Origin of the sequence: Stappia taiwanensis (genome assembly GCF_014635285.1) — a bacterium.
Classification (GTDB): Bacteria; Pseudomonadota; Alphaproteobacteria; order Rhizobiales; family Stappiaceae; genus Stappia; species Stappia taiwanensis.
This window is the reverse complement of record NZ_BMCR01000003.1, coordinates 427,510-449,899: the sequence shown is the minus strand read 5'-3', so window position 1 is coordinate 449,899 and position 22,390 is coordinate 427,510. Positions and strand designations below refer to the sequence as shown.

General features: G+C 65.2%; 22 protein-coding genes and 1 riboswitch. Of the genes, 11 read left to right on the top strand and 11 right to left on the bottom strand.

The genetic code is table 11. The annotated features are described in order from the left end of the window. Window positions 1-78: 78 nt before the first annotated feature. The 3 genes from IEV83_RS09445 to IEV83_RS09435 all read left to right on the top strand — a co-directional run bounded on the left by IEV83_RS09445 (window position 79) and on the right by IEV83_RS09435 (window position 3,835). On the top strand, window positions 79-813 hold the full coding sequence (locus IEV83_RS09445) for a hypothetical protein (protein WP_181760237.1): 735 nt from the start codon (window positions 79-81) through the stop codon (window positions 811-813). A gap of 224 nt (window positions 814-1,037) precedes the next feature. Further along, window positions 1,038-2,453 carry a M16 family metallopeptidase gene (locus IEV83_RS09440; RefSeq protein WP_181760315.1) on the top strand — a complete coding sequence of 472 codons (1,416 nt, stop codon included), beginning with the start codon at window positions 1,038-1,040 and terminating at the stop codon, window positions 2,451-2,453. A 20-nt stretch (window positions 2,454-2,473) separates the two neighbouring features. Then, on the top strand, window positions 2,474-3,835 hold the full coding sequence (locus IEV83_RS09435; protein WP_181760238.1) for a M16 family metallopeptidase: 1,362 nt from the start codon (window positions 2,474-2,476) through the stop codon (window positions 3,833-3,835). Between the two features lie 199 nt (window positions 3,836-4,034). Here IEV83_RS09435 and IEV83_RS09430 read toward each other — a convergent pair whose 3' ends face one another. Then, entirely contained in the window at window positions 4,035-5,591 is a 1,557-nt protein-coding gene (locus tag IEV83_RS09430) for an EAL domain-containing protein (protein WP_209003066.1), read from the bottom strand. A 212-nt stretch (window positions 5,592-5,803) separates the two neighbouring features. On the opposite strand from IEV83_RS09430, the gene IEV83_RS09425 reads away from it, so the two are divergent. Continuing rightward, window positions 5,804-6,001, top strand: a complete 198-nt coding sequence (locus tag IEV83_RS09425; protein WP_181760239.1) for a heavy-metal-associated domain-containing protein — start codon at window positions 5,804-5,806, stop codon at window positions 5,999-6,001. Window positions 6,002-6,070: 69 nt separating this feature from the next. On the opposite strand, the gene IEV83_RS09420 is transcribed toward IEV83_RS09425, so the two are convergent. Further along, window positions 6,071-6,406, bottom strand: coding sequence for a hypothetical protein (locus IEV83_RS09420; protein ID WP_181760240.1), 336 nt, complete (start codon window positions 6,404-6,406; stop codon window positions 6,071-6,073). Between the two features lie 47 nt (window positions 6,407-6,453). Then, window positions 6,454-6,562, bottom strand: a riboswitch (SAM-I-IV-variant riboswitch). Between the two features lie 275 nt (window positions 6,563-6,837). Here IEV83_RS09420 and IEV83_RS09415 point away from each other — a divergent pair. Next, window positions 6,838-8,019, top strand: a complete 1,182-nt coding sequence (locus tag IEV83_RS09415; protein ID WP_371873437.1) for a PQQ-dependent sugar dehydrogenase — start codon at window positions 6,838-6,840, stop codon at window positions 8,017-8,019. A gap of 31 nt (window positions 8,020-8,050) precedes the next feature. On the opposite strand, the gene IEV83_RS09410 is transcribed toward IEV83_RS09415, so the two are convergent. The 4 genes from IEV83_RS09410 to groES all read right to left on the bottom strand — a co-directional run bounded on the left by IEV83_RS09410 (window position 8,051) and on the right by groES (window position 11,872). Beyond that, on the bottom strand, window positions 8,051-9,358 hold the full coding sequence (locus IEV83_RS09410; protein WP_181760241.1) for an MFS transporter: 1,308 nt from the start codon (window positions 9,356-9,358) through the stop codon (window positions 8,051-8,053). Between the two features lie 109 nt (window positions 9,359-9,467). After that, on the bottom strand, window positions 9,468-9,680 hold the full coding sequence (locus IEV83_RS09405) for a SlyX family protein (RefSeq protein ID WP_181760242.1): 213 nt from the start codon (window positions 9,678-9,680) through the stop codon (window positions 9,468-9,470). A gap of 98 nt (window positions 9,681-9,778) precedes the next feature. After that, on the bottom strand, window positions 9,779-11,428 hold the full coding sequence (groL, locus tag IEV83_RS09400; RefSeq protein ID WP_181760243.1) for a chaperonin GroEL: 1,650 nt from the start codon (window positions 11,426-11,428) through the stop codon (window positions 9,779-9,781). Window positions 11,429-11,584: 156 nt separating this feature from the next. Beyond that, window positions 11,585-11,872 (bottom strand): co-chaperone GroES, encoded by a 288-nt coding sequence (groES, locus tag IEV83_RS09395; RefSeq protein WP_181760244.1) that lies wholly within the window; start codon window positions 11,870-11,872, stop codon window positions 11,585-11,587. Between the two features lie 284 nt (window positions 11,873-12,156). Here groES and IEV83_RS09390 point away from each other — a divergent pair, with 284 nt between their 5' ends. Next, window positions 12,157-13,794 carry a TadE/TadG family type IV pilus assembly protein gene (locus IEV83_RS09390; protein ID WP_181760245.1) on the top strand — a complete coding sequence of 546 codons (1,638 nt, stop codon included), beginning with the start codon at window positions 12,157-12,159 and terminating at the stop codon, window positions 13,792-13,794. Between the two features lie 7 nt (window positions 13,795-13,801). On the opposite strand, the gene IEV83_RS09385 is transcribed toward IEV83_RS09390, so the two are convergent. Both IEV83_RS09385 and IEV83_RS09380 read right to left on the bottom strand, forming a co-directional pair. Further along, entirely contained in the window at window positions 13,802-14,404 is a 603-nt protein-coding gene (locus tag IEV83_RS09385; RefSeq protein WP_181760246.1) for a hypothetical protein, read from the bottom strand. A gap of 178 nt (window positions 14,405-14,582) precedes the next feature. Then, window positions 14,583-16,070, bottom strand: a complete 1,488-nt coding sequence (locus tag IEV83_RS09380) for a sigma-54 dependent transcriptional regulator (protein WP_209003065.1) — start codon at window positions 16,068-16,070, stop codon at window positions 14,583-14,585. A 270-nt stretch (window positions 16,071-16,340) separates the two neighbouring features. Between IEV83_RS09380 and IEV83_RS09375 the strand changes: the two genes are divergently transcribed. The 4 genes from IEV83_RS09375 (at window position 16,341) to IEV83_RS09360 (ending at window position 20,264) form a co-directional block, all read left to right on the top strand. After that, a complete protein-coding gene (locus IEV83_RS09375) occupies window positions 16,341-17,384 on the top strand; it encodes an efflux RND transporter periplasmic adaptor subunit (RefSeq protein WP_181760247.1) in 1,044 nt (347 codons plus the stop codon). Between the two features lie 3 nt (window positions 17,385-17,387). Next, window positions 17,388-18,626, top strand: coding sequence for an ABC transporter permease (locus IEV83_RS09370; protein ID WP_181760248.1), 1,239 nt, complete (start codon window positions 17,388-17,390; stop codon window positions 18,624-18,626). After that, window positions 18,623-19,381 carry an ABC transporter ATP-binding protein gene (locus IEV83_RS09365; RefSeq protein WP_181760249.1) on the top strand — a complete coding sequence of 253 codons (759 nt, stop codon included), beginning with the start codon at window positions 18,623-18,625 and terminating at the stop codon, window positions 19,379-19,381. The genes IEV83_RS09370 and IEV83_RS09365 overlap by 4 nt, the downstream gene beginning before the upstream one ends. Before the next feature lie 247 nt (window positions 19,382-19,628). Then, the gene (locus IEV83_RS09360) at window positions 19,629-20,264 is read left to right on the top strand and encodes a hypothetical protein (protein ID WP_181760250.1); all 636 of its coding nucleotides are present in this window, start codon (window positions 19,629-19,631) and stop codon (window positions 20,262-20,264) included. Window positions 20,265-20,331: 67 nt separating this feature from the next. On the opposite strand, the gene IEV83_RS09355 is transcribed toward IEV83_RS09360, so the two are convergent. The 3 genes from IEV83_RS09355 to IEV83_RS09345 form a co-directional block, all read right to left on the bottom strand. After that, window positions 20,332-20,685, bottom strand: a complete 354-nt coding sequence (locus IEV83_RS09355; protein WP_181760319.1) for an acyl-CoA thioesterase — start codon at window positions 20,683-20,685, stop codon at window positions 20,332-20,334. Window positions 20,686-21,053: 368 nt separating this feature from the next. Further along, window positions 21,054-21,272: a hypothetical protein gene (locus IEV83_RS09350; protein WP_181760251.1), complete on the bottom strand. Its 219-nt coding sequence runs from the start codon at window positions 21,270-21,272 to the stop codon at window positions 21,054-21,056. Then, window positions 21,272-21,757: a group III truncated hemoglobin gene (locus tag IEV83_RS09345; RefSeq protein ID WP_181760252.1), complete on the bottom strand. Its 486-nt coding sequence runs from the start codon at window positions 21,755-21,757 to the stop codon at window positions 21,272-21,274. Before IEV83_RS09345 ends, IEV83_RS09350 begins: the two co-directional genes overlap by 1 nt. A gap of 109 nt (window positions 21,758-21,866) precedes the next feature. On the opposite strand from IEV83_RS09345, the gene IEV83_RS09340 reads away from it, so the two are divergent. Next, the gene (locus IEV83_RS09340; protein WP_181760253.1) at window positions 21,867-22,301 is read left to right on the top strand and encodes an RrF2 family transcriptional regulator; all 435 of its coding nucleotides are present in this window, start codon (window positions 21,867-21,869) and stop codon (window positions 22,299-22,301) included. Window positions 22,302-22,390 lie beyond the last annotated feature (89 nt).

Genomic DNA, 22,390 nt, shown 5'->3' with positions numbered 1-22,390 from the left:
GACACGACCCGGAATTGACAGACGGACGCCGCTCCATCAGGGACTGTCCGCCCGCACCACTGAACGAGGACCGCCGACGTGCCGCGCCGCATCACCCGCCCCCTTGCGAACCGCTTCCGTGGTCTCAGCCGCCTGCGGGCGCTCGCCTGCGTTTCCGCCTCCGCGCTGCTTCTGGCCGGCTGCCAGACCGGTTCCGACGGGTTCAACGACGGGACCACCAACGACGAGGCGCCGGACACAGCGATGATCCGCTCGTTCATGGAAGGACTTGGCGCCGTCGACGGCAAGACCGAAAAGAAGATTGAATACAAGCCGCGCGCGCCGCTGGCCATGCCCACCAAGATGGACACGCTGCCGCCGCCGGAAAACCCGGACGTGATCGCCAACTGGCCCGAGACCAATGACGCGGAGTTGAAGCGGGTGCAGCAGGCCTATGCCAACGATGGCCGGGGCAGCGGACATCTCGACGGCGCCGGGCGCAGTTCGCCGCAGCAGGCGCGCGGTCTGCCGTCGCTTGCCAAGGACGGCTCCAGCCGCAACGTGCAGCAGGAAATCAAGCTGGAAGACCGGCTTGAGAACGGCCGGATGACACCAGCAGAGCTGCGCACCCAGAAGGTCGGCACCGTGGATACCTCCAAGCTGATGGGCGCCGATGGACAGCCCGTGCGGCGCTATCTGATCGAGCCGCCGACGGAGTATTCCACCCCGGCGGCCGATGCACCCATGGCCGCGCCGACACGGGTCGATCGCCAGCCCGAGGTCAGCGACATGGAAAAGGTGATGAACGGCCAGTCCGCCCGCACCCTGAAATAGCCGGCGTCAATTTGCACAATTTCCGAAAAAGCTCGCCAATTGGCGGGCTTTTTTTTCGCAATTTTGTCCACCTTACCAAAAGTTCACGGGCTTTCTGGCCCAGCCCGCCTATATCTATCGAAACCCATCTGCCCGATGCTCAGGAGGCCTCCCCCGTGCAACAGTCCGACACGCCCCCAGCCCGCTCCGCGCGCCTGCGCGTCGGCGCCGCCCTCTGCGCAGCAATGCTGACCCTTGCCCCGGTGCTTCCGGCACAGGCTGAGTTGACGCGCGCGGCAAGCGCTGCCGATTTCGCGACGATTCGCGTGGGCGGCGACATGACCAGCTTCACCCTCGACAACGGCCTGCAGGTGGTGGTCATTCCCGACCGCCGCGCGCCGGTGGTCACCCACATGATCTGGTACAAGGTCGGGGCGGCGGACGAACCGCCGGGCATGTCGGGCGTTGCCCATTTCCTCGAACACCTGATGTTCAAGGGCACGAAAGCCAATCCGGACGGCGCCTTCTCCCAGCGGGTCGCGGCCATCGGCGGGGTGGAGAACGCCTTCACCTCGAATGACTACACCGCCTATTTCCAGCGCGTCGCCAAGGAGCATCTCGGCGAGATGATGGCGCTGGAGGCCGACCGGATGGAGAACCTGGTGCTGACCGACGAGGTGGTGGCGCCGGAGCGCGATGTGGTGCTGGAGGAGCGGCGGATGCGGGTCGACAGCGATCCGGGCGCCCGACTCAGCGAAACCCTCGATGCGATGCTGTACGTGAACCACCCTTACGGCACGCCGGTGATCGGCTGGCCGGCGGAAATCGAGGCGCTGTCCAGCGACAACGCCATTGCCTTCTATGACCGGTTCTACACGCCCAACAACGCCATTCTGGTGGTCGCCGGTGATGTGGATGCGCAAGAGGTGCGCGCCCTTGCCGAAAAGACCTATGGCGCGGTGCGCCGGCGCGCCGAGCCCGGGGCCCGCAGCCGCCCGGCGCCGCAACTGGTGCCGGGCACCCGGCAGGTCACGCTCAACGATGCCCGGGTCAACCAGCCGAATGTGCGGCAGGTCTGGCTGGTGCCCAGCTACACCACCGCCGAGGGGCGCGATGCGCTGGCGCTCGACCTTCTGGCCGAGATCCTCGGCGGCGGCAGCACCAGCCGGCTCTACCGGCAACTGGTGGCCGATGACGCCATCGCCGCCTCGGCCGGCGGCTGGTATCAGTCGACCTCGCTGGATGACACCAGCTTCATGATCTACGCGGTCCCGCGTGACGGGCACACACTGGAAGAACTTGGCACCGCGATCCGCCAGACCATCGATACGCTGGTCGCCGATGGGGTCAGCGCGGAGGAACTGGAGCGGGCGAAGAAAAGCCTTCTGTCCAGTGCCCTCTACGCCCAGGACAGCCAGTCCACGCTGGCGCGCATGTTCGGCGCGGCGATGACCACCGGGTCGAGCATTCAGGACGTGCGCGACTGGCCGGCCAAGGTGAGCGCCATCACCGCCGAGGAGGTGCAGGCGGCTGCCGCGAAGTATCTCGTCCGGCCGCCGGTGACGGCCTACCTGCGCCCCCAGGTCGTGGCCGAAGGACCGGCGCCGACCGCTGATGCAGCGGCCCCCTCTGAGGCCGGTGCAACGACCGCCCAGCCCTGATTGCCGGAGACCGACAGACCATGACCCGACCCCGTTCCGCCGCCATCGCGCGCCCTCTGCCGGCGCCGCTGCCGCACCGCCTGTCGCTGCTGTTCGTCGCCAGCATGATCGCGCTGTTCCTGACGGTCGCGAATGCACGGGCGGTCGACATCCAGCCGTTCGAAACCCCCGCCGGCCTGTCGGTCTGGCTGGTGGAGGACCACACGGTGCCGATCATCGCCGTCGATTTCGCCTTCTCCGGCGGCTCGGCGCAGGATCCGGACGGCAAGGAGGGGCTGACCAACCTCCTTTCCGCCACCCTCGACGAGGGCGCGGGCGACCTGACCTCCCGCGCCTTTCAGGAGCGGATGCAGGATCTGGCCATCAAGATCGGCTTCGACGCCGGGCGCGATGCCTTTTACGGCTCGCTGCGCACGCTGACGCCCAATGCGGAGGACGCGTTCGAGATGTTGCGGCTGGCGGTCACCGAACCACGTTTCGACGCGGATGCGGTGGAGCGGATGCGCAGCCAGATCGTCGCCGGTCTGCGCCGACAGGAGAAGGACCCCGATGCCATCGCCGCCCGCACCTTTGCCCGTACCGTCTTCCCCGACCATCCCTACGGCCGGCCCGCCAATGGCACGGAAGAGACCGTTTCGGCGCTGACCCCGGCGGATCTGAAGGCGCAGCATCAGCGCCTGTTCGCCCAAAGCTCCCTGAAGATCGCCGTCGTTGGCGCGATCGATGCGGCCACGCTCGGCCCGCTGCTCGACCGGGTCTTCGCCGCTCTGCCCGCCGAGCCGGATCTGACGCCGGTGGCGGAAATCACCCCGCGCACGGAGATCGAGGAGGCTGTCACCCTTGATGTGCCGCAGACCGCGATCCGCATCGGCCTGCCCGGCCTGAAGCGTGACGACCCAGACTTTATCCCCGCCTATGTGATGAACCATATTCTCGGCGGCGGCTCGTTCTCCTCCTGGCTCTATGACGAGGTGCGGGAAAAGCGGGGCCTCGCCTATTCGGTCGGCTCCTATCTGGTGCCTTACGATCACGCCGGGATGCTGATCGCCGCGACCGGCACCCGCGCGGACCGGGCGGGCGAGACCTTGCAGATCATCGGCGAGCAGATGGGCCGCATGGCCACGCAAGGGCCGACGGAAGAGGAACTTGCCAAGGCCAAGAGCTTCCTGACCGGCTCCTATGCGCTGCGGTTCGACACCTCGGGCAAGATCGCCAACCAGCTTCTCGGCATCCGCATGGAAAAGCTCGGCCTCGACTACATCGACAAGCGCAACTCGCTGATCGAGGCGGTCACGCTGGAGGACATCAAGCGGGTGGCGAAGCGGCTGCTGGGCAGCGCCAGCCCGACCATCGTCACCGTCGGCCCGAAACAGCCGTCCTGACCCAACCTTGGTGGGGGAAGTCCCCCACCTGCTGAGCACGAAAAAGGGCCGCGAGCGTTTTCCCGCTCGCGGCCCTTTTGCCTGATGGCCCGGCTGGCCGGTTCTCAAGAGAGGTTGGAAACGCACGTCTTTCGGCTCTCCGGTCCCGGCTCGGGGGCCAGGAGGGCACCGAGAGAGCCGGCCGTCCCGGGAGAAAGGCCTACTCCGCCGCCCGGCGGGCCGGACGCGGCGGGCGGCCCTGCAGCACCTCCGGGCGGACCGGGCGCGGCGGCGAGAACAGGTAGCCCTGACCGATCCGCACTTCGAGATCCAGCACCTCCAACGCCTGTGCCTCGGTCTCGATGTGGTCGACGACCAGTTCCATGCCGAACCGGCGCAGCAGGTCGGAGAAATCCGCCGGATGAATGTGGCTTGCCTGCAGGGCATCGCCGCCGATCAGACGGCTGGCATGCACCTTGACATACCGGAAGCCAACATCGGCCAACGCCTTGAAATCCATCCGCAGATCCGTCACCCGGTCGACGGAAAAACGGAAGCCGAGTTCGGCGAGGGCGCCAAGGCTTTCATGTTCGAGCGCGCCCATGTCAGCCACATCGTGCTGGGTGAACTCGAAGGTCAGGTGTTCGCCATAGCCCTCCTGACCGCGCAGAAAGTCGAGAAACCCGGGAAAGAACCGCTCATCCACCAGGGTCTGCGAGGAGACATTGACGAACAGGCCAGAGCTCCGGTTGCGGCTCGACAGGCGCCGCAGCACCTGGATGGCGCGAAACAGCATCAGGTTGTCGATGGCCGGCATCAGCCGGGCCCGCACCGCCTCATCGATGAAATCCACCGGCTCCAGCATGGTGTCATTGGCATCGCGGATGCGGGTCAGCGCCTCATAGTCGCGCACTTGCCGCTGTGGCAGGGTCACCATCGGCTGCAGGTAGAGATCGACCCGGCTGGAATCGAGCGCTTCCTGAATGGTCTGACGCATGGCCAGATCGGGCCGACCGTGCCGCGTCGGCGCCGGGCCATGCCGGACGCGGGTGCGTTCGACCGGCGGGGCGGCCTCCCTCGGCGCCCGCGCGGCGCGGTCCTGCGGGCCAGGCGCGCGTTCGGGACGACGGTGTTCGCCATGATCGCGTTCGGGATGCCCACGTTCGGAATGACCGCGCTCCTGATAGCCATGGTCCGCGTGGGACCGCTCCGCATAACCCTGATCCTGCGCAGGCGCGGACATGCGGGGCGCCGGGGCCGGAGGCTCCTCCCGGTGCGGCGCGTGCACCGGCTCGGGCGGCTGGGTATAGCCGAGGGCGCGCGGTGCCTCTTCGTAACCGACGTAACGGGGCGGGGGTGCCTCCAGCGCCTTACGGTCCTGCTCGTCGATGCGATCTTCCATGCCGGCCATAGCCTCGGCCATCTGCTTGATCAGGCCGCCCAGAACCTCGACCTCGGCGAACAGCGGGTCGATTTCGTCCCGGGCCCGACGCGGCAGGCTGGTTTCCATGCCGCTCAGCCGGCCTTCCAGATTGCCGATGTCCTCATCGACCTCCATCACCCGCTCTTCCAACTGGGCGACTTTTTCGCTGACATCGCTGCGTTCGCGCTGACGGGCGAACACCAGATGAATCACGACCATTGCGCACAGAAGAGCCAGGCTGAGGGACAACGCCTCGCCGACGGGCCGGGCGAACTGAAACATCAGCATCGCCGCCACAGACCCGGCGATGATCACCATGCAGAGAAAAATGAAGATGCCTGTCGCGCGCGCCATGCTTTTCCGTCGGCTCCAGCCGAATCATGCCCAGATACAATACTGCCTGAATACGCTGATTCTGCCGAATCTCCAGCCGTTCAAGCTCCCTCCCGCCGGCCCCCGTACCCGTCTTGTGCACAGATACGGTCCGCATTTGTGCGTGCTTGACCTTCCAGTTGCGGAAAGGCTCAGGATACCTCCCACCTTACAGCAACCAGTGTGGAAGCGACATGATCACCCTGAAAATCGAAGGCATGGCCTGTTCCGGCTGTGTATCCGCCGTCGCCAAGGCCCTCTCCGCCGCCGATCCCACCTCCACGGCCGAGATCGACCTTGAGCGGGGCATCGCCGAAATCCAGAGCGTGCGCCCGCAGAAGGAGCTGATGCAGGCCATCGAGGCGGCAGGCTACGACGTTACCCCGGCCTGATCGCCGTCACGGCACGGGCGCCAGCAAGCCTGGTGCCCGGCCCCGTTCGCCCCACTGCCCACCTCCGCCTTACGGGCGGCTTTCGACCCGGGCGCGAACGCTCCGGGCCACAGTGGGGTGGCGATGGGCGATGTCATGGAAGAGCCCCTCATCGATCACCTGCCGGCAGCCGGACATCCACAGCGTTTGCAGCCGCTCCAGCCGCGCCAGCCGCTCTGTCGCCGCCAGCGGGGGCGCGACCCGGCCGGCCCGGGGCATCCGCAGCCGCACCAGCGCCCCAACGGCCAGCACCCGTAACTCCAGAAACGACAACGGCTCGGAAGACGAGACCGGCTCTGCCTGTTCCCGCGCAAGCGGCGTGCGGGCGTCAGCCTCCGGCTGGAGACGTTGGCGAAGACCGAGCATGAAAAATCCTCCATCGGTTTCCCGAGGAGGACTGGCGCGAGAGACAAAGTCGACCGTTTCGTTGCCGGTTTCCCGGCCACATCCCCGGTTGAGGGAGACCACCTTGCCCGGTCGGGCAGGTTGGCGAGGGCGCCAGCCCTTCTCTTGATGACGGCTTCTTATGCCACGGTGGCGGAAGCAGGGCAAGCGGGCAATTTTACCCTCCAGGACCGGCCGGGACACACCGGCGCCGCGCGCGCCACATGCGCACCGGGAGGCCATGGGCTACACTTCCCGTCTGCCCTTGCCCACGCATCCGGCAGGCACGCCCCGGGCCACCCGCCCGCGCCCACAAGGGAGGTTCCGTCATGCCCGTATCCTCGCGTCTCTTCAGCGCCTCTTTGTCCGGCCCCAGACGATGCCTGACCGCTCTCACGCTGATGGCGGCGCTGATGCTGGCTCCGGGCGCGGGAGTGCCGGTGGATGCGGCGCCCGCGCCAAGGGGCGAAACCGTCGCTCAGGACGCGGCACGTCTTGAGCGCCTGCGCGCGATCCTTGACCGCATCACCCTGCCCGACGGATTCCGGATCGATGTCTATGCACTGGTGCCCCGAGCCCGGCATCTGGCGGTGGCGCCGGAGGGGACCCACGTCTTTGTCGGCACCCGGGGCGACCGGGTCTGGGTGGTGACCGACCAAGACAAGGACCAGCGGGCCGACACGGTCCGGCAATTTGCCCCGGCGGTCGATTTCGTCATCCCCAATGGGGTCTGCTTCGCGCCCGATGGGGTTCTTTACGTGGTCGAGCAGAACCGGGTTCTCGGCTTTGCCGGTGCCGGAACGATTGGTGACGCGGGCGATCCGCCGGCAACCGTCATTGTGCAAAAGGGGGAGCTGATCCCGCCATCGGAGGAGAGCCGCAATCACTCCGCCCGGGTCTGCCGCGTCGGCCCCGACGACCGGCTCTACATCTCCCTGGGCCAGCCCTACAATGTGCCCCCGCGCCGCAAACTCGCGCTCTACGACAAGACCGGCATTGGCGGCATCATCCGCCTCAACCGGGATGGCAGTGGCCGCGAGGTCTTCACCCGGGGCATCCGCAACTCGGTCGGCCATGATTTTCATCCCGAGACCGGCGAGCTGTGGTTCACCGACAATCAGGTCGACCGCATGGGCGACGACATTCCGCCCGGGGAAATCAACCGGCAGACAGCGCCGGGCCAGCATTTCGGCTTTCCCTGGTATGGTGGTGGCGCGGTGCGCACCCACGAATACGCCGCCGACACGGTGCCCGAGGACGTGGTGATGCCGGCGGTCGAGACCATCGCCCATGCGGCGGATCTCGGCATGAGCTTCTACACCGGAAAGATGTTTCCCGAGCGCTATCGCGGCGGCATCTTTTCCGCCCAGCACGGCTCCTGGAACCGGACGACGCCGGTCGGCGCGCGGGTGATGTTCACCGCCATTGCCGAGGATGGCAGCGCCGAAACGGTGCCCTTCGCCGAAGGCTGGCTCGATGAAAGCGGCTCCTATCTCGGCCGGCCAGTGGATGTGGCGCAGTTGCCGGATGGCTCGCTGCTGGTCTCCGACGACCGCGCCGGCGCGCTTTACCGCATCTGGTACGAAGGCGACTAACCGGCGGGCCAGCAGCCGATCGCCATTGGGCTCACGTGCATGCCGGACGCTGCGACAGCGTCTCCTCCGGCTGGTCGGGCAAATCGGCGCTGTCGTCCTCCAGCTCCTCCTCCGCGCGCGGATCGAGCGACAGGGCTTCGGGTGTCGAGAACCGGGTCGCCGAGGCCATGGCGACGAAGTCCTCCCGCTCTTCCGGTGCCACCGCCTTGCGCTGGGTGATGCGCCAGAGCGTAAAGGCGATGATCGTACCATGGGCGGCGGAGGTCACGCCGAACAGGCCGCTCGGCGTGGTGACGGTCATCAGGATCGCCGCCAGCAGCGGGCCGACCACCGAGCCGGCGCCGAACAGAAGCAGCAGGCCGCCGCTCGTTTTCAGGAACTCGCCCGGCGGGGAGTGGTCGTTGGCATGGGCGACGATCACCGGATACATGGAATAGACCATGCCGCCGAAGGCCCCGACGAGGGCGATGGTCAAGGCCACCGGGAAGCCCGATCCCAGGCTGAGCAGGGCGCCGATCAGGCAGCCGCAGGCGGCCAGGCCGATCAGCACGAAGCGGCGGTCCATGCGGTCGGACAGCATGCCGATGGGAAGCTGGATCAAGGCGCCGGCGAGCAGCGCAATCGACATCATGCTGGCGATGCTGGTGACCGACAGCCCGATCTGGCGCCCGTAGACCGCGCCAAGGGTCCCGAAGGCGCTGTTGGAAATGCCCACCAGGAACACGCCCGTCACCGCCACCGGAGAGTTGTGCCACAGGGCCTTGAGGTCGAGCCGGGCCTGCGCCAGCGGCGTCGGCGCGGCCGCCGTCGAAAGGGCCGTGGGCAGCAGCGCCATGGAATAGACGATCGAGCCCAGCACGAAGAAGAAATAGCCGGCCGGATCGCCCATGATCAGCAGCATCTGACCGGCGGTGGTCGCACCCAGATTGATCATGGTGTAGAGGCCGAAGATCCGGCCACGGCTCTCCGGGGTGGCCCGCTCGTTCAGCCAGCTTTCGACCACCATCGCCGCGCCGGCGAAGCAGAAACCGGAAACCGCCCGCAAGGGAATCCAGCCCGCCGGATGCAGGATCAGCAGGTTGAGCAGGACGACGATGGCCGCGAGGGAACAAAACACACCGAAGGAGCGGATATGCCCGACCCGACTGACGATGATCGGCGTCATCAGGCAGCCGGCGACATAACCGATGGCCCAGCCGGTGCCGAGGAGGCCGAGCGAGGTATCGGAGAACCCCTCCGCCGAGCCGCGCAAGGGCAACAGCAGGCCATGCAGACCGCCCGCCAAGAGCAACAGGGCGGAGCCGGCGAGAAGAGCGGCGACGGGAAGAATCTGGACCATGTCAGCCAGTTAGCGGGATCGCCCGGCGCGGCGCAAGACGATGTTATCGCGCCCGCCGTTTTCCCGCTTCGACCGCCACGATCCGACGGCGACCGAAGCGCCGGCCCCCTCAGTAGTGCGGCGGGCGGGTCACCGGCGCCTGGGACACCGACAGGTCCTCAAGCTCATCCACATGCTCGGCCAGCGCCGCCACCTTGCGGGCGAGCGCGTCGAGTTGACGGGCCTGGGCGGTGATCACCTCGTTGAGGTCCTCGATCGTGCGCTCCTGATGCGCGGCCTGCTCCTCGAGCCGCTCGATGCGTTCCACCGTATCGCGGGTCATTTTGAGGTTCCTTGAACGTTGCTGGTTCCGGGGCGTTCATGCAAAAGGGGCGGCCAAAGGCCACCCCTTCCACGAAGCATAGCTGGATGCAGGACTTCTTAGAAGTCCATGCCACCCATGCCACCCATGCCGCCGCCCGGCATTGCCGGAGCCGCTGCACCTTCCTTCTTCGGAAGCTCGGCGACCATCGCCTCGGTGGTGATCAGCAGGCCGGCGATCGAAGCCGCGTCCTGCAGAGCCGTGCGCACGACCTTGGTCGGGTCGATGATGCCGGCTTCCACCATGTTGACGAATTCTTCGCTCTGCGCGTTGAAGCCGAAGGTCTCGTCGGCGTTCTCCTGGATCTTGCCGACAACGATCGAGCCTTCGACGCCCGCGTTCTCGGAGATCTGACGGATCGGAGCCTCAAGCGCACGCAGCACGATCTTGATGCCGGCCTGGATGTCGGCATTGTCGGAGGTCAGAGCCTCGACAGCCTTCTTGGCGCGCAGCAGGGCGGTGCCACCACCCGGTACGATGCCTTCTTCCACGGCAGCGCGGGTCGCGTTGAGCGCGTCGTCGACGCGGTCCTTCTTTTCCTTGACCTCAACCTCGGTGGCGCCACCGACGCGGATCACGGCCACACCGCCTGCGAGCTTGGCAAGACGCTCCTGGAGCTTCTCACGGTCGTAGTCGGAGGTGGTCTCCTCGATCTGCGCCTTGATCTGGCCAACGCGGCCTTCGATGTCGGCCTTGTCGCCCGCACCGTCGACGATGGTGGTCGTCTCCTTGGTGATGGCAACCTTCTCGGCGGTGCCGAGCATGTCGAGGGTGACGTTCTCGAGCTTGATGCCGAGATCCTCGGAGATCACCGTGCCGCCCGTCAGGATGGCGATGTCCTCGAGCATGGCCTTGCGGCGATCGCCGAAGCCCGGAGCCTTGACGGCAGCGATCTTCAGGCCGCCACGCAGCTTGTTGACCACGAGGGTGGCCAGAGCCTCGCCTTCGACGTCCTCGGCGATGATCAGCAGCGGACGCGAGGACTGCACGACGCTTTCCAGGATCGGCAGCATGGCCTGCAGGTTGGAGAGCTTCTTCTCGTGCAGGAGGATGTACGGCTTCTCGAGATCCGCAATCATCTTCTCGGCGTTGGTCACGAAGTACGGCGACAGGTAGCCGCGGTCGAACTGCATGCCTTCGACGACTTCGAGCTCGGTCTCAAGGGACTTTGCTTCCTCGACGGTGATCACGCCTTCATTGCCGACGCGCTGCATCGCCTCGGCGATGTCCTTGCCGATCTGGGTGTCGCCATTGGCCGAAATGGTGCCGACCTGGGCAACCTCGGCGGAGGTGGAGATGGTCTTGGAGCGGCCGACCAGATCCTTGACGGCAGCGGCAGCGGCGAGATCGACACCGCGCTTCAGGTCCATCGGGTTCATGCCGGCGGCAACGGCCTTGGCGCCTTCGCGAACGATGGCCTGGGCCAGAACGGTGGCGGTGGTGGTGCCGTCACCGGCGATGTCGTTGGTCTTCGACGCCACTTCGCGCACCATCTGGGCGCCCATGTTCTCGAACTTGTCCTCAAGCTCGATTTCCTTGGCGACCGACACACCGTCCTTGGTGATGCGCGGAGCGCCGAAGGCCTTGTCGATGACGACGTTCCGGCCCTTCGGGCCGAGGGTCACCTTGACCGCATTGGCGAGAATGTCGACGCCGCGCAACATCCGGTCGCGGGCTTCGGTGGAAAACTTGACTTCCTTGGCAGCCATAATCTCAGTCTCCTGATTGATCTTTGTCCGGTGAAACCGCCGATGGCTCGCGGTGCCTCCGAGGGGCGCTCGTCAGCCCCGCGCTAAAGTGGCGAGGCCGAGAAACGAGCGCACATCAACGGTGCCCCAAGCCCGGCGGCAAGAGCGTTTCGGTGCTTAGCCGATCACGCCCATGATGTCGGATTCCTTCATGATCAGAAGGTCTTCGCCGTCAATCTTGACTTCGGTGCCGGACCACTTGCCAAACAGCACGCGGTCGCCGGCCTTGACGTCCAGCGCGATCAGCTCGCCGCTGTCCTTCCGGGCGCCGGCGCCAACAGCGACGATCTCGCCTTCCTGCGGCTTTTCCTTGGCGGTGTCCGGAATGATGATCCCACCAGCGGTCTTTTCCTCGGAATCGACGCGGCGGACAACGACGCGATCATGCAAAGGGCGGAACTTCATGACGTGCTCTTTCCTTTCCTGGCCAGCGTGGTACTCATCCCCCGTTGCATGAAAACCGCAACGGGGCGACCGCAGACCACGTTGGCACTCCTTCAATGAGAGTGCTAACAGCGCTGCACATGTAGGATGGTGCCCCTGCCCTGTCAATGACCTTCTTATCCGGTTTTTTTCGTCGATACGGTTACCGGTGAGCGCGGCATGAATGGGTGCTGGCGAGGACGGTCGAGCCAATCGTTCAAGCTGCGGAAACTCTTTTTAAAACAGTTCGCTCTAGCACTCCTTCCATGAGAAAATTCAGGCGTCTCCTCTCGAAATTCGCTGACGATCGCTCCGGCGCGCTGGTCATCATGCTGGCGCTGGTGGCAGCCTTCCTGATCCTGATCGTTGGCGCCGGGCTGGACTTTGGCCGTGGCCACAGCACCAAGGCCCGGCTGCAGGCGGCGGTGGATGCGGCAGCGCTGGCGGCGAACTACGATTCGGACGGCCTTTCCGAGGACGCGATCAGGGAGAACGCGACCCGCTACTTCAACTCCACCTACATTCCCCAGCACGGCGGAAACGTCGAGGTGGAGGTTTCCGTGGTCAAGGGCGTGGTGACGGTGATCGGCCGGGAGAAGGTGCCGGCCCTGTTCGGCAGCTTCTTCGGGAATGATACCCTGGATGTTTCGGTGCGCTCGCAAACCGTGGTCGGCAAGGCCACCTTCGATGTGGTGATGGTGCTCGACAACTCTGGCTCCATGCGCGGCAGCAAGCTGACCACCTTGAAAAATGCCGGCAAGGACCTTGCCGAAACCCTGTTCGAGATCAACAAGACCGGCGACCGGCGCGACCGGGTCAAGATCGGGCTGGTGCCTTTCACCTCCTTCGTCAACATCGGCAAGGAGAGCGCGTCGGAAGACTGGATGGACCGGGAGGGGCGCTCGCCGATCCACTGGACCAATTTCGAGACCCGCGCCGATGGCACCCCGGACCCGAACGAGTTCGACCAGCGGTATTTCATCAACGGCCGGCCCAGCCGCTTCACCCTGTTCAAGCAGCTCAAGCACACGGACTGGCTCGGCTGTGTCGAGGCCCGACCGATGCCGTATGACGTCACCGACGCGGCGCCGACCAGGGACGATCCCGCCACCTTGTTCGTGCCGCAGTTCGCCCCCGCCGAGCCACTAAGGGAAAAAAACCAGGGCGACTATAAGGGCAAATTCACCAACTTCTATCTCGATGAAGACAAGGGCGCCTGCACGACCTCCGTCAAAAGAGCTTACAAGAACAGCGGCATGACCCGCCCGGAATATGCCCAGAAGCGGCTCTGCAAATACCGGAACCAGCCCCGGAGCTACGGCAACAGCTACACCAAGGGCCCGAACTACAACTGCCGCACCGCCCCCGTCACCAATCTGACCGACAAAGAAAGCACAATCTATGCCGGCCTGAAGAAGATGAAGGCCACCGGCAACACCAACATCCAACAGGGCACGGTCTGGGGCTGGCGGATGCTGACGCCGGGCGCGCCCTTCACCTCCGGACGTGAAAAGGACGAGACCAGCGACAACGAGCATGTGCGCATCCTGATCGTCATGACCGACGGGCAAAACACCTATACCAACCAGTACACGTTCAACCGGACCCGCCCGGAAGCCTATGGCTATGGCGCGGAGCAACGTCTTGGCCGCGGTGTCGACCAACGCTGGGAAATCGAGCGAAAAATGGACGAACGCACGGCGCTGACCTGCGAGAACGCCAAGGCGGACGGGGTTTCGATCTACACCGTCGCCTTCCGGATCAGCGACCGGGACACGGTGAAGATGATGCGCAACTGCGCCACCTCGCCGAACATGGCGTTCGAGGCCAAGTCCAACAACGATCTGGTCGAGGCGTTCAAGCGGATTGCCGACGAGATCAGCAAGCTGCGGCTGGCGCGCTAGGGTCTGGCTACTCGGCCGTGACGGTGAAGGGCAGCGACAACTCGCCGGACTTGCCGCTGACCGCGTCGTTGATCCGGGCGAGCAGCGTGTACGCGCCGGGGCGCAGGCCGTCGAAGCCGAGCCGCAGCGTGATGTAAAGCTCGCGGCGCTTCTCCCGGCTGTCGGACGTGAGGCGGGCAAATCCCTTTTCCTCCGCCAGAACCTGTCCGGACGGGGTGAGCAGGGTGTAATCGGCGGTCAGCCGGATGCCATAGCCCGTCTCCGTTTCCCGATAGCCATAGCCGACCGGCTGGGCATAGACGACCAGGGTGTCGGTGGGGGCGAAGCTGGCCTTGGCGCGCGGCACATAGGCGCCATAGCCGACGACACTGCCCGCTTCGACGAAGAGGCCAGCGGAAAAGCCGAGCGGCTCCAGCGCCCGCCAGGCGGTGTCCAGTTCAGCCTGGGCCTTCGACAGGGCAGCTTCTGGCGTCGCGGCCGCAGCACTTGCCGGAGCATCCTTCGGCAGGTTTTCCGGGCTTTCGGCGGAAACGGGCAGGATATGGCTCACCGTCAGAAGCAGGGCGGCAGCCGCAACCGGGCCGCATCCGGAAAAAAGAGCCTTGGTCATCATTCGCCCCACAGCCGCTGGCTCGGCGCATCGGCAACCGCCTCTTCCGGCTGCAGGACCCGCCATGTGATCATTGCCCGGCAACCGCAGCATCCGCCCCCGACCGGACGCGGATGCGCCCGCGGCACCCAAGCATTCGCGGCGCACCGTATAGACCGGCCCTGGAAAAACAACAAGATTATCCAGCGAAAGACGTAAACGTCGCCCCGCTCACCTCTTCCGGACGCCCGCTCCAGGACTGGCGCTTGCGGTAGATCGTCGAGGGGCTGATCTCCAGCGCGGCGGCCGCCTTGGCAATATTGCCATCGAAGGCAGCGAGCGCCTGTTCGATAATCCGCTTTTCCTGCGCCCAGAGCGGCTCGATCTCACGAACCCGGCCGCGCGCCGGCACAGGCGCGAGATCGCGCGAGGTGATCGGCGATCCGATCGCACTGCCCTCGCCGCGCAGGAAGCCGGGCAGCATCTGCGCCCTGAGCAGCTCGCCATCATGCAGAACCACGGCCTGGCGCATGGCGTTTTCGAGCTGCCGCACGTTGCCCGGCCAGTCGTAGGTCAGAAGGCTTTCTTCCGCCGCCGGGTCGAGGCGGGTGAACTTGCGCCCCTCCTGCTCCGCGTAGCGGGTGAGGAAGGTCTGCGCCAGCGGCAGGATGTCCTCGCGCCGGTCGCGCAGGGCCGGAAGCCGGATCGGCAGCACATGCAGCCGGTAATAAAGATCCTCGCGAAACCGCCCCCGGGCGATTTCCTCATGCGGGTCCCGGTTGGTCGCGCACAGGATCCGCACATCGACCGGCCGTTGCCGCGTGTCGCCGACCCGCTGGATCATGCCGGTCTGGACGAAGCGCAGAAGCTTCGATTGCAAGGCGATGTCCATCTCGCCGATCTCGTCGAGGAACAGCGTGCCCTTGTCGGCCAGTTCCGCCGCGCCGGGCCGGTCCTCGCCCGCACCGGTGAACGCGCCGCGGACATGGCCGAAGATCTCACTCTCCATCAACTCGGCCGGGATCGCCGCGCAGTTGATGGCGACAAAGGCACTGTCCTTGCGCGGCGAGCGGGCGTGGATCGCCGCTGCGCACAATTCCTTGCCGCTGCCCGATTCGCCGGTCACGAACACCGGCGCGGTGGACGGGGCAATGCGGCGGATCTGATCGTAGATGTCGCGCATGCGGGCCGACCCGCCGACGAACCCTTCGAAGGTGTAGGGCGTGGCGCTCTCAGGTTTCGCCCGCTCTGCGGCGCCGGCGCGCGCCGCGCCCCCCTGACCGCGCGGGGCGCGGGAATTTTGCAGCAGGAACCGGTCGATCTTCTCGGCGACCACCACCGGATCGGCCGGAATGGAGATCACATCATGGGCGCCGGCCTCCATCGCCGACAGGCTGCGGCTGAGCGAGCCCTTGGCGCTGACCGCCATCAGCAGGGCCTGGGGTTGGGCCGCCGCGAGCCGGGACAGATGCCCATCCTGACCGAGCGTCTCCAGATCGACGATCATCACGTCCGGGCGGGTTTGCGTGTTCGCCGCGTAAAACGGCTCGAAGCTGTGAAATGCCACCGGCGCCGCGCATGGATGATCCATTGCGGTCGCGACCGAGCCGGCAAGACTGCGCGTCGTGCCTTCTCCGTCGAGGACGGCCAACCGGATGTGCCCCTCAGCGCCATGCATGGACTCCATGCTTTGGCGACCCCCTTGTTTCTCAGCCGAGCAGTCGGCATCAAATTGATTTGTCGCCGGATTTTCGGCCAGACATGGTAAACAAAGTGTTTCCACCTCGCCGGTTGCGTGTAGCAATCCACCTTACCCTCCGTCTTCCGCGCTTCTGCGGATGGATGGCCCGGCCGAAGCGGTGATAGGCTCGCCCGAAACATCAAGGGCAAGAGGCAAGCGATTGAGACCCGTATCATTCTCCGTACCCTTCGGCACTCTTGACCTGGATGCAGCGCGATGACCGGCTGGCGAACGTTCCTCATTCTTCTTCTGCTGCTGGCGGCAGGCCTGGCCGGCGCCTGGTGGTGGAAGGACCGGCCGGTGGTGGTGGCCATCGTTCAGCCCCATCGCGGCAGCGCCGCCGATGTGGTCTATGCCACCGGCGTCGTCGAGCCGGTCCGCTGGGCCAAGGTGACCAGTGTGCTGCGCGAGCGCATCATCGAGCTGTGCAATTGCGAGGGCGAGACGGTCACTCGTGGCACCGTCCTCGGCCGGCTCGACGCCTCGGACGCCCGGGCAACGCTCGCCGAGCTTCAGGCGCGCGAGAAGCTGTCGGCGCAGGAGCTGGAGCGGGCGGCGGGCCTTGTCGAGCGGCGGGTGATCTCCCGCCAGGCCTTCGACCGGGTGGAGAACGATCATTCGCGCAACGTGGCGCTGGTGGCGGCGCAGTCGGCGCGCCTTGCCGATTATGAGCTGCGTGCGCCGATGGACGGCAAGGTGCTGCGCCGCGATGGCGAAGTTGGCGAGGTGGCCGAGCCGGGCGAGGTGCTGTTCTGGGTCGGACAGGCCGAACCGCTGCAGATCGTCGCCGACATCAACGAGGAAGACATTCCGCTCATTCGCGCCGGCCAGACCGCGCTGGTGCGGGCCGACGCCTTTCCCGGCAGCACCTTCGACGCCCGCGTCGACCGGATCACGCCAAAAGGCGATCCGATCCTGAAGACCTACCGGGTCTATCTCACCTTCCCGGCCGAGACGCCGCTGATGATCGGCATGACCAGCGATGTCAACGTGATCGTGCGTCAGGTCGCCGACACGCTGCTGATCCCGCTGGCGGCGCTCGACGGCGACCGGGTGCATGTCTTGCGCGATGACGGCCGGCTGGAAACCCGCCAGTTGATGATCGGCATTCGCGGCACCACCACGGTGGAGGTGCTGGACGGGCTTGCCGAAGACGAGCGGATCGTCGCCACCTGGAGCGATGCCTTGCGCGATGGCCAGAGGGCGAAGGCGCAGGCGCGCGCCGATGCAGCCCCCGTCTCCGGCGCGCCGGAGGGTTGAGCCATGCCGCTGATCCTGTCGATCGCGCTGACCCATGTGGCCGGACGGCTGCGCCAGAGCGTCGTCTCGGTGCTGGGGGTGACCCTTGGCGTCGGCTTTTCCATTGCCATGGCGGCGCTGATGGAGGGCTCCCAGCATGACTTCATCGCCACGCTGGTCGATGCCATCCCGCATGTGGAGGTGACCGATGATCAGCGCGATCCGCCCCCTCCCCCCGCCGCCACCCGGTTCGACGCGGTCAATGTGATCGGCGCGCGGCCGGATGACGACACACGGGGCCTGCGCAATCCGGTGCGGCTGCGGGCGATGCTGGCAAGCTGGCTGCCCGGGCGCATGGCCGCCTCGCTGAACGGCCAGGCGGTGCTGCGCTACGGCGGCAAGGATGTGGCGATCTCGCTCACCGGGGTCGATCCGGCCGCCCATCTGAAGATCTCCACCATTGCCGAGGACATGCGCGCCGGCTCGTTCCTCGACCTTGCGGCCAATCTCAACGGGCTGATCATCGGCGATGGGGTCGCCGACAAGCTCGGCGCCAGCCTCGGCGACACGGTGGCGGTCTCCGCCTCCTCCGGGGCGGTGCGCCGGCTGAAGGTGATCGGCCTTTACCACACCGGCGTGACCCAGGCGGACGACGCCACCGGCTACACGGTGCTGAAGACCGCGCAGGTGCTGTTCTCCCGGCCCAATGCCATCAACCGCCTGTCGATCCGGCTCGACGACGTCAACGCCGCGCGCGCGATCGCCGCCCGGGTGGAGCGCATGACCGGCTACCGCGCCACCTCCTGGCAGGAGGCGAACGAGGGGCTGATGGAGGTTCTCGTGGTGCGCAACATCATCATGTACACGGTGGTCGGCGCGATCCTGCTCGTCGCGGGCTTTGGCATCTTCACCATCGTCTCGACCATCGTCCATGAGAAATCGCGGGATATCGCCATTCTCAAGTCGCTCGGCTTCGAACAATCGGACATCCGGCGGATCTTCCTCACCGAGGGGCTGCTGATCGGCCTGGTCGGCTCGGTGCTCGGCTCCGGCCTTGGCTACGCGCTCAGCCTGACGCTCGGCTCGCTCACCTTCGAGGTGAAGACCGAGATCGAATTGACTTCGCTGCCGCTCTACTACAGCCCGGTGCATTACCTGATCGCCTGCGCCTTCGCCCTTTTCTCCGCCGGGGTCGCGGGCTACCTGCCGGCCCGCCGCGCCGCCCGGCTCAACCCGGTCGATATCATCCGGGGGGCGGCATGAGCGCGTCCGAAACCGCTGCGACCAGCACCCACGACGGCCCCGGCGCGACAACCGAGGCCGAAGCCGGGCCGCTGATCGAGGCGCGCGGGCTGACGCGCATCCTGCCCGGCCTGGTGCCGGTGACGCTGGTGCGCGACATCGACCTTGAGATCAAGCGCGGCGAGTTCGTCGCCATCACCGGGCCGTCCGGCTCGGGCAAATCCTCGCTGCTTTACCTCCTGGGCCTGCTCGACACGCCGACGAGCGGCGAGGTGCTTGTCAATGGCAAGCCGACCCACCTGCACAGCGAGGCCAAGCGGGCGCGGCTGCGGCTCAGCACGCTGGGTTTCGTCTTCCAGTTCCACTTCCTCTTGCCGGAATTCACCGTGGCGGAAAACGTCATGATCCCCATGCGCAAGCTGGGCAAGCTCTCCCATGACGCCATGCGGGATGAGGCGGTCGGGCTGCTCTCCGATCTCGGCCTGGCCGATCATGTGGACAAGCGGCCGGATCAACTGTCGGGCGGCCAGCGCCAGCGGGTGGCGGTGGCGCGGGCGCTCGCCAACCAACCGCCGGTGATCCTCGCCGACGAGCCGACCGGCAGCCTTGACAGCAAATCCTCCGAGCAGGTGTTCGAAATCTTGCGCGATCTGGTGGACCGGCGCGGCAAGTCGGTGATCGCCGTCACCCATGATCTCGACATGGCCGCGCGGATGGATCGCCGCCTGCACCTGATCGACGGCCGCCTCGCCGACCCACCCGCCGAAGGGGTGTAGGGGGGAGCACGCATTCCTCTTACATTCTCGTGGATGGCCTGCTCGGCTAGTGGGGTACCGCGAATGGTGGTCGGGGTTGTACGCAGTTGATCGGAAGCGCATGGTTGTCGACACGCCCAGGTGCATATGACCACCGGAGCAAGCCTAGCGAAGTTGGACGATTTCTCCTGTGGAGGCCGACCCACGTAATTTCCACGACTTATTACATCTTACTCTTCAAAGTTATACGTAAAAAGGAATATTAATTATGTATAAACCCCAAAATACATTAATTATAAAATTTATTAAAATAATATTGACTTTTTCATTACTAATTCCCACCTCCACATCACACGCAAATCAAAATAACGAATACTCTACCAATTGGGTTGATCTATTTGAAATTTGTCGAAAATCAATTGAAACTAAAAAAAGCTTAGATAAATTTGGCCTGCGAAAATTGGGAAAGCGTGTAACAACATTTCCTCCAATTACTCACCCTATTTTGACTGACCCAATTTATCCAGGTTATGATATAAAGGAAATTATCTGGGAAAAACAAAATAGTCTCTACAATATAATAGAAGCCCATCATCCAACCAGTAGCGGAAAAACTCGCCGCGAATGCAAGGTATTATTTAAAGAAAGTTATAATGAATTTACGATGAAACACGAAACGGAGTTTCAAAACGATTTCAAGAAACTTCGAAGCCGACTCGTTCAGGGAGGATCGTATGAGATATGGAACCCGGATCCAATATTTTCAACAAATCTGGGATTTCGGTCCGCTCGCCTTGACGAAAATAGATGCGTATTAATATTCGGCCTACAAATAGAAAATAGAAAAGACAGGCCATTTCTTTTTCGCTTATACGCTGGGGAAAGCGATATGTGCAGAAAATAGAAAGATATACTTCCTGCACACCAAGCCAAGAAATCAAAATCAAGAATTCCCTATTCCCCTAAAGCCCTCACCCCTCGGCGTCGAGCGGGGGGACCGGGCGGGGGCGGCCGGTGTCATCGACGGCGACGAAGGTGAAGGTGGCGTCGGTGACCTTTTCCCGTCCGCCGTGGCGGTGGCGCAGGGCCCAGGCCTCTATCGCCACCTTCATCGAGGTGCGGCCGACAGTCGGGATCGAGCAATAGACGCAGAGCACATCGCCGACCTGCACCGGGCGGATGAAGGTCATCCGGTCGACGGAGATGGTCACCACCCGGCCGAGCGCGCGCTGTCCGGCGGCGATACCGCCCGCCAGATCCATCTGCGACAACACCCAGCCGCCGAAGATATCGCCCGCCGCATTGGTGTCGGCCGGCATGGCCATGGTGCGCAGGGTCAGCTCACCCGAGGGCGCTTCGGTCTCGGTCTGGTCGGTCTGGTCGGTCACGTTGGGAAGGCTCCGGATGCGGCGATGGGCAGGCTCACCGCCGGAGCTTAATCCATTCCGCTGTCAGCGGAAATCGCTTGCCCACAGAAAAGACGCGACCGCATGGGGTGTCGACGCAAGCTTTGCCTCACCACCCCGGCGCCCCATGCGGCCAGACGCCCCCCCCCCCCTAAAGGCGCTATTCGTAGATCCAGATCATCGCCAGCATGATCCACAGCGGCATCGGCGCCGCCACCCAGATCAAAAGGGCCGGGAGCCAATGGGCCAGGCGCGGCGAGAAGAGCCGTTTCATCACACCACCTCCTTCAGAACAGGGCGAAGTCATGGGCGGCGAGCGCGGCGAGCGCAACCACGCCGACAGTCAGGGCCGCTCGGGCATTGCCGACCAGCGACCGGCCGATCCGGTCGAGCCGGGGCGCGGGCCGCCATTTGCTATCGGCGGCCATGGAGACAAGCAGCACGGAGAACAGCACCAGCCACGCAAACGCGCCGACTTCCGCAACAAGCACGACAGCTTCCAGCATCACACGGTCTCCTTTTTTTGCGTTTGCGTCAGCCCCTGCGGCGGTTCCGACCCGGCAAAGCCGAAGCGGGCGAACCACAGGCTCTGGGCGATCCGCTCGCCCGCCTCGATCACCGCCCGGGCCGCGCCCGGTGAGAAGATCTCCCGGCAGACCTCACGGAATTCGCCAAGCCACAGCTCGAAATCCTCGGAAACAACCTCCGACAGCTTCTGGTGCACCGGCACCGGCTGGCCCTTGTAGCTGCCGGTCTTCAGCAGCACCGACGACCAGAACCGCTTCATGATCGCCAGATGCTCCGGCCAGCGCCCGGCAAGGCGCGTCTCGAAAATCGGCCCCAGACGGGAATGGCGGCGGATGCGCCCGTAGAACTCCTCGACCAACCGGTCGATCTTTTCCGCGTCGATATCCGCATGGGCCGGCGCCCGGCGCATCTGTGCCGAGACCACCCGAAGTTCCGCGTCGTCCCTTTCGCCCGTGCCGGTCATCGTCACCCTGCCTGTCTCGGCTTTGCCTATCATTCATTTCATGCGCATCTTTTATTTGCCATGCTCGCGCGGTAAAAGCAACATATGAAATGAATGTTTTGAGGGTCCCATGCGACTGAACCAGGCAAGCGATTTCGCCTTGCGTATCCTGATGCGGCTGGGGCAGGTCGATGAGCCGCAGACCATCGACACGCTCAGCCGCACCCTCGGGCTGGCGAAGTCCCATGTGATGAAGCTGGTTGCCCGGCTGGCGCAGGCCGGTCTGGTGGAGACCACCCGCGGGCGCGGCGGCGGCGTGCGCCTCTTGCGCCCGCCGTCGGAGATCCGTGCCGGTGCGGTGGTGCGGCTGATGGAGCAGGATCTGGCGGTGGTCGCCTGCCTGCGCGAGGGGCCCTGCGCCTGCTCCTTCCTGCCGCTCTGCGCCCTCAAAGGGGCGATGGCCGAGGCGGCGGAGGCGTTTCTGGACAGCCTCGACCGCTGGACGCTGGAGGATCTGCTGAAAGGCACCCAGCCGGCCCGCTCGCTCGAACGGCTGGCGCCGTAGCGCGCATCCGGTGGCTCCCCGATCCCGGCGCGGGGGCCGGGATGCATTGGCGCACGCAAAAACGGCGGGGACCTGCCCCGCCGTCTTTT

Excerpts from the sequence above, each read along its gene's own strand:
- IEV83_RS09360 (WP_181760250.1), top strand. The coding sequence starts at position 19,629 with ATGTATAAACCCCAAAATACATTAATTATAAAATTTATTAAAATAATA.
- IEV83_RS09405 (WP_181760242.1), bottom strand. The coding sequence starts at position 9,680 with ATGACCCGCGATACGGTGGAACGCATCGAGCGGCTCGAGGAGCAGGCC.
- IEV83_RS09420 (WP_181760240.1), bottom strand. The coding sequence starts at position 6,406 with ATGCTCGGTCTTCGCCAACGTCTCCAGCCGGAGGCTGACGCCCGCACG.
- groES (WP_181760244.1), bottom strand. The coding sequence starts at position 11,872 with ATGAAGTTCCGCCCTTTGCATGATCGCGTCGTTGTCCGCCGCGTCGAT.
- IEV83_RS09440 (WP_181760315.1), top strand. The coding sequence starts at position 1,038 with ATGCTGACCCTTGCCCCGGTGCTTCCGGCACAGGCTGAGTTGACGCGC.
- IEV83_RS09370 (WP_181760248.1), top strand. The coding sequence starts at position 17,388 with ATGCCGCTGATCCTGTCGATCGCGCTGACCCATGTGGCCGGACGGCTG.
- IEV83_RS09380 (WP_209003065.1), bottom strand. The coding sequence starts at position 16,070 with ATGGAGTCCATGCATGGCGCTGAGGGGCACATCCGGTTGGCCGTCCTC.
- IEV83_RS09410 (WP_181760241.1), bottom strand. The coding sequence starts at position 9,358 with ATGGTCCAGATTCTTCCCGTCGCCGCTCTTCTCGCCGGCTCCGCCCTG.
- IEV83_RS09345 (WP_181760252.1), bottom strand. The coding sequence starts at position 21,757 with ATGACCGGCACGGGCGAAAGGGACGACGCGGAACTTCGGGTGGTCTCG.
- IEV83_RS09375 (WP_181760247.1), top strand. The coding sequence starts at position 16,341 with ATGACCGGCTGGCGAACGTTCCTCATTCTTCTTCTGCTGCTGGCGGCA.
- IEV83_RS09415 (WP_371873437.1), top strand. The coding sequence starts at position 6,838 with ATGCTGGCTCCGGGCGCGGGAGTGCCGGTGGATGCGGCGCCCGCGCCA.
- groL (WP_181760243.1), bottom strand. The coding sequence starts at position 11,428 with ATGGCTGCCAAGGAAGTCAAGTTTTCCACCGAAGCCCGCGACCGGATG.
- IEV83_RS09435 (WP_181760238.1), top strand. The coding sequence starts at position 2,474 with ATGACCCGACCCCGTTCCGCCGCCATCGCGCGCCCTCTGCCGGCGCCG.
- IEV83_RS09350 (WP_181760251.1), bottom strand. The coding sequence starts at position 21,272 with ATGCTGGAAGCTGTCGTGCTTGTTGCGGAAGTCGGCGCGTTTGCGTGG.
- IEV83_RS09355 (WP_181760319.1), bottom strand. The coding sequence starts at position 20,685 with ATGGCCATGCCGGCCGACACCAATGCGGCGGGCGATATCTTCGGCGGC.
- IEV83_RS09425 (WP_181760239.1), top strand. The coding sequence starts at position 5,804 with ATGATCACCCTGAAAATCGAAGGCATGGCCTGTTCCGGCTGTGTATCC.
- IEV83_RS09385 (WP_181760246.1), bottom strand. The coding sequence starts at position 14,404 with ATGACCAAGGCTCTTTTTTCCGGATGCGGCCCGGTTGCGGCTGCCGCC.
- IEV83_RS09340 (WP_181760253.1), top strand. The coding sequence starts at position 21,867 with ATGCGACTGAACCAGGCAAGCGATTTCGCCTTGCGTATCCTGATGCGG.
- IEV83_RS09365 (WP_181760249.1), top strand. The coding sequence starts at position 18,623 with ATGAGCGCGTCCGAAACCGCTGCGACCAGCACCCACGACGGCCCCGGC.
- IEV83_RS09390 (WP_181760245.1), top strand. The coding sequence starts at position 12,157 with ATGAGAAAATTCAGGCGTCTCCTCTCGAAATTCGCTGACGATCGCTCC.
- IEV83_RS09430 (WP_209003066.1), bottom strand. The coding sequence starts at position 5,591 with ATGGCGCGCGCGACAGGCATCTTCATTTTTCTCTGCATGGTGATCATC.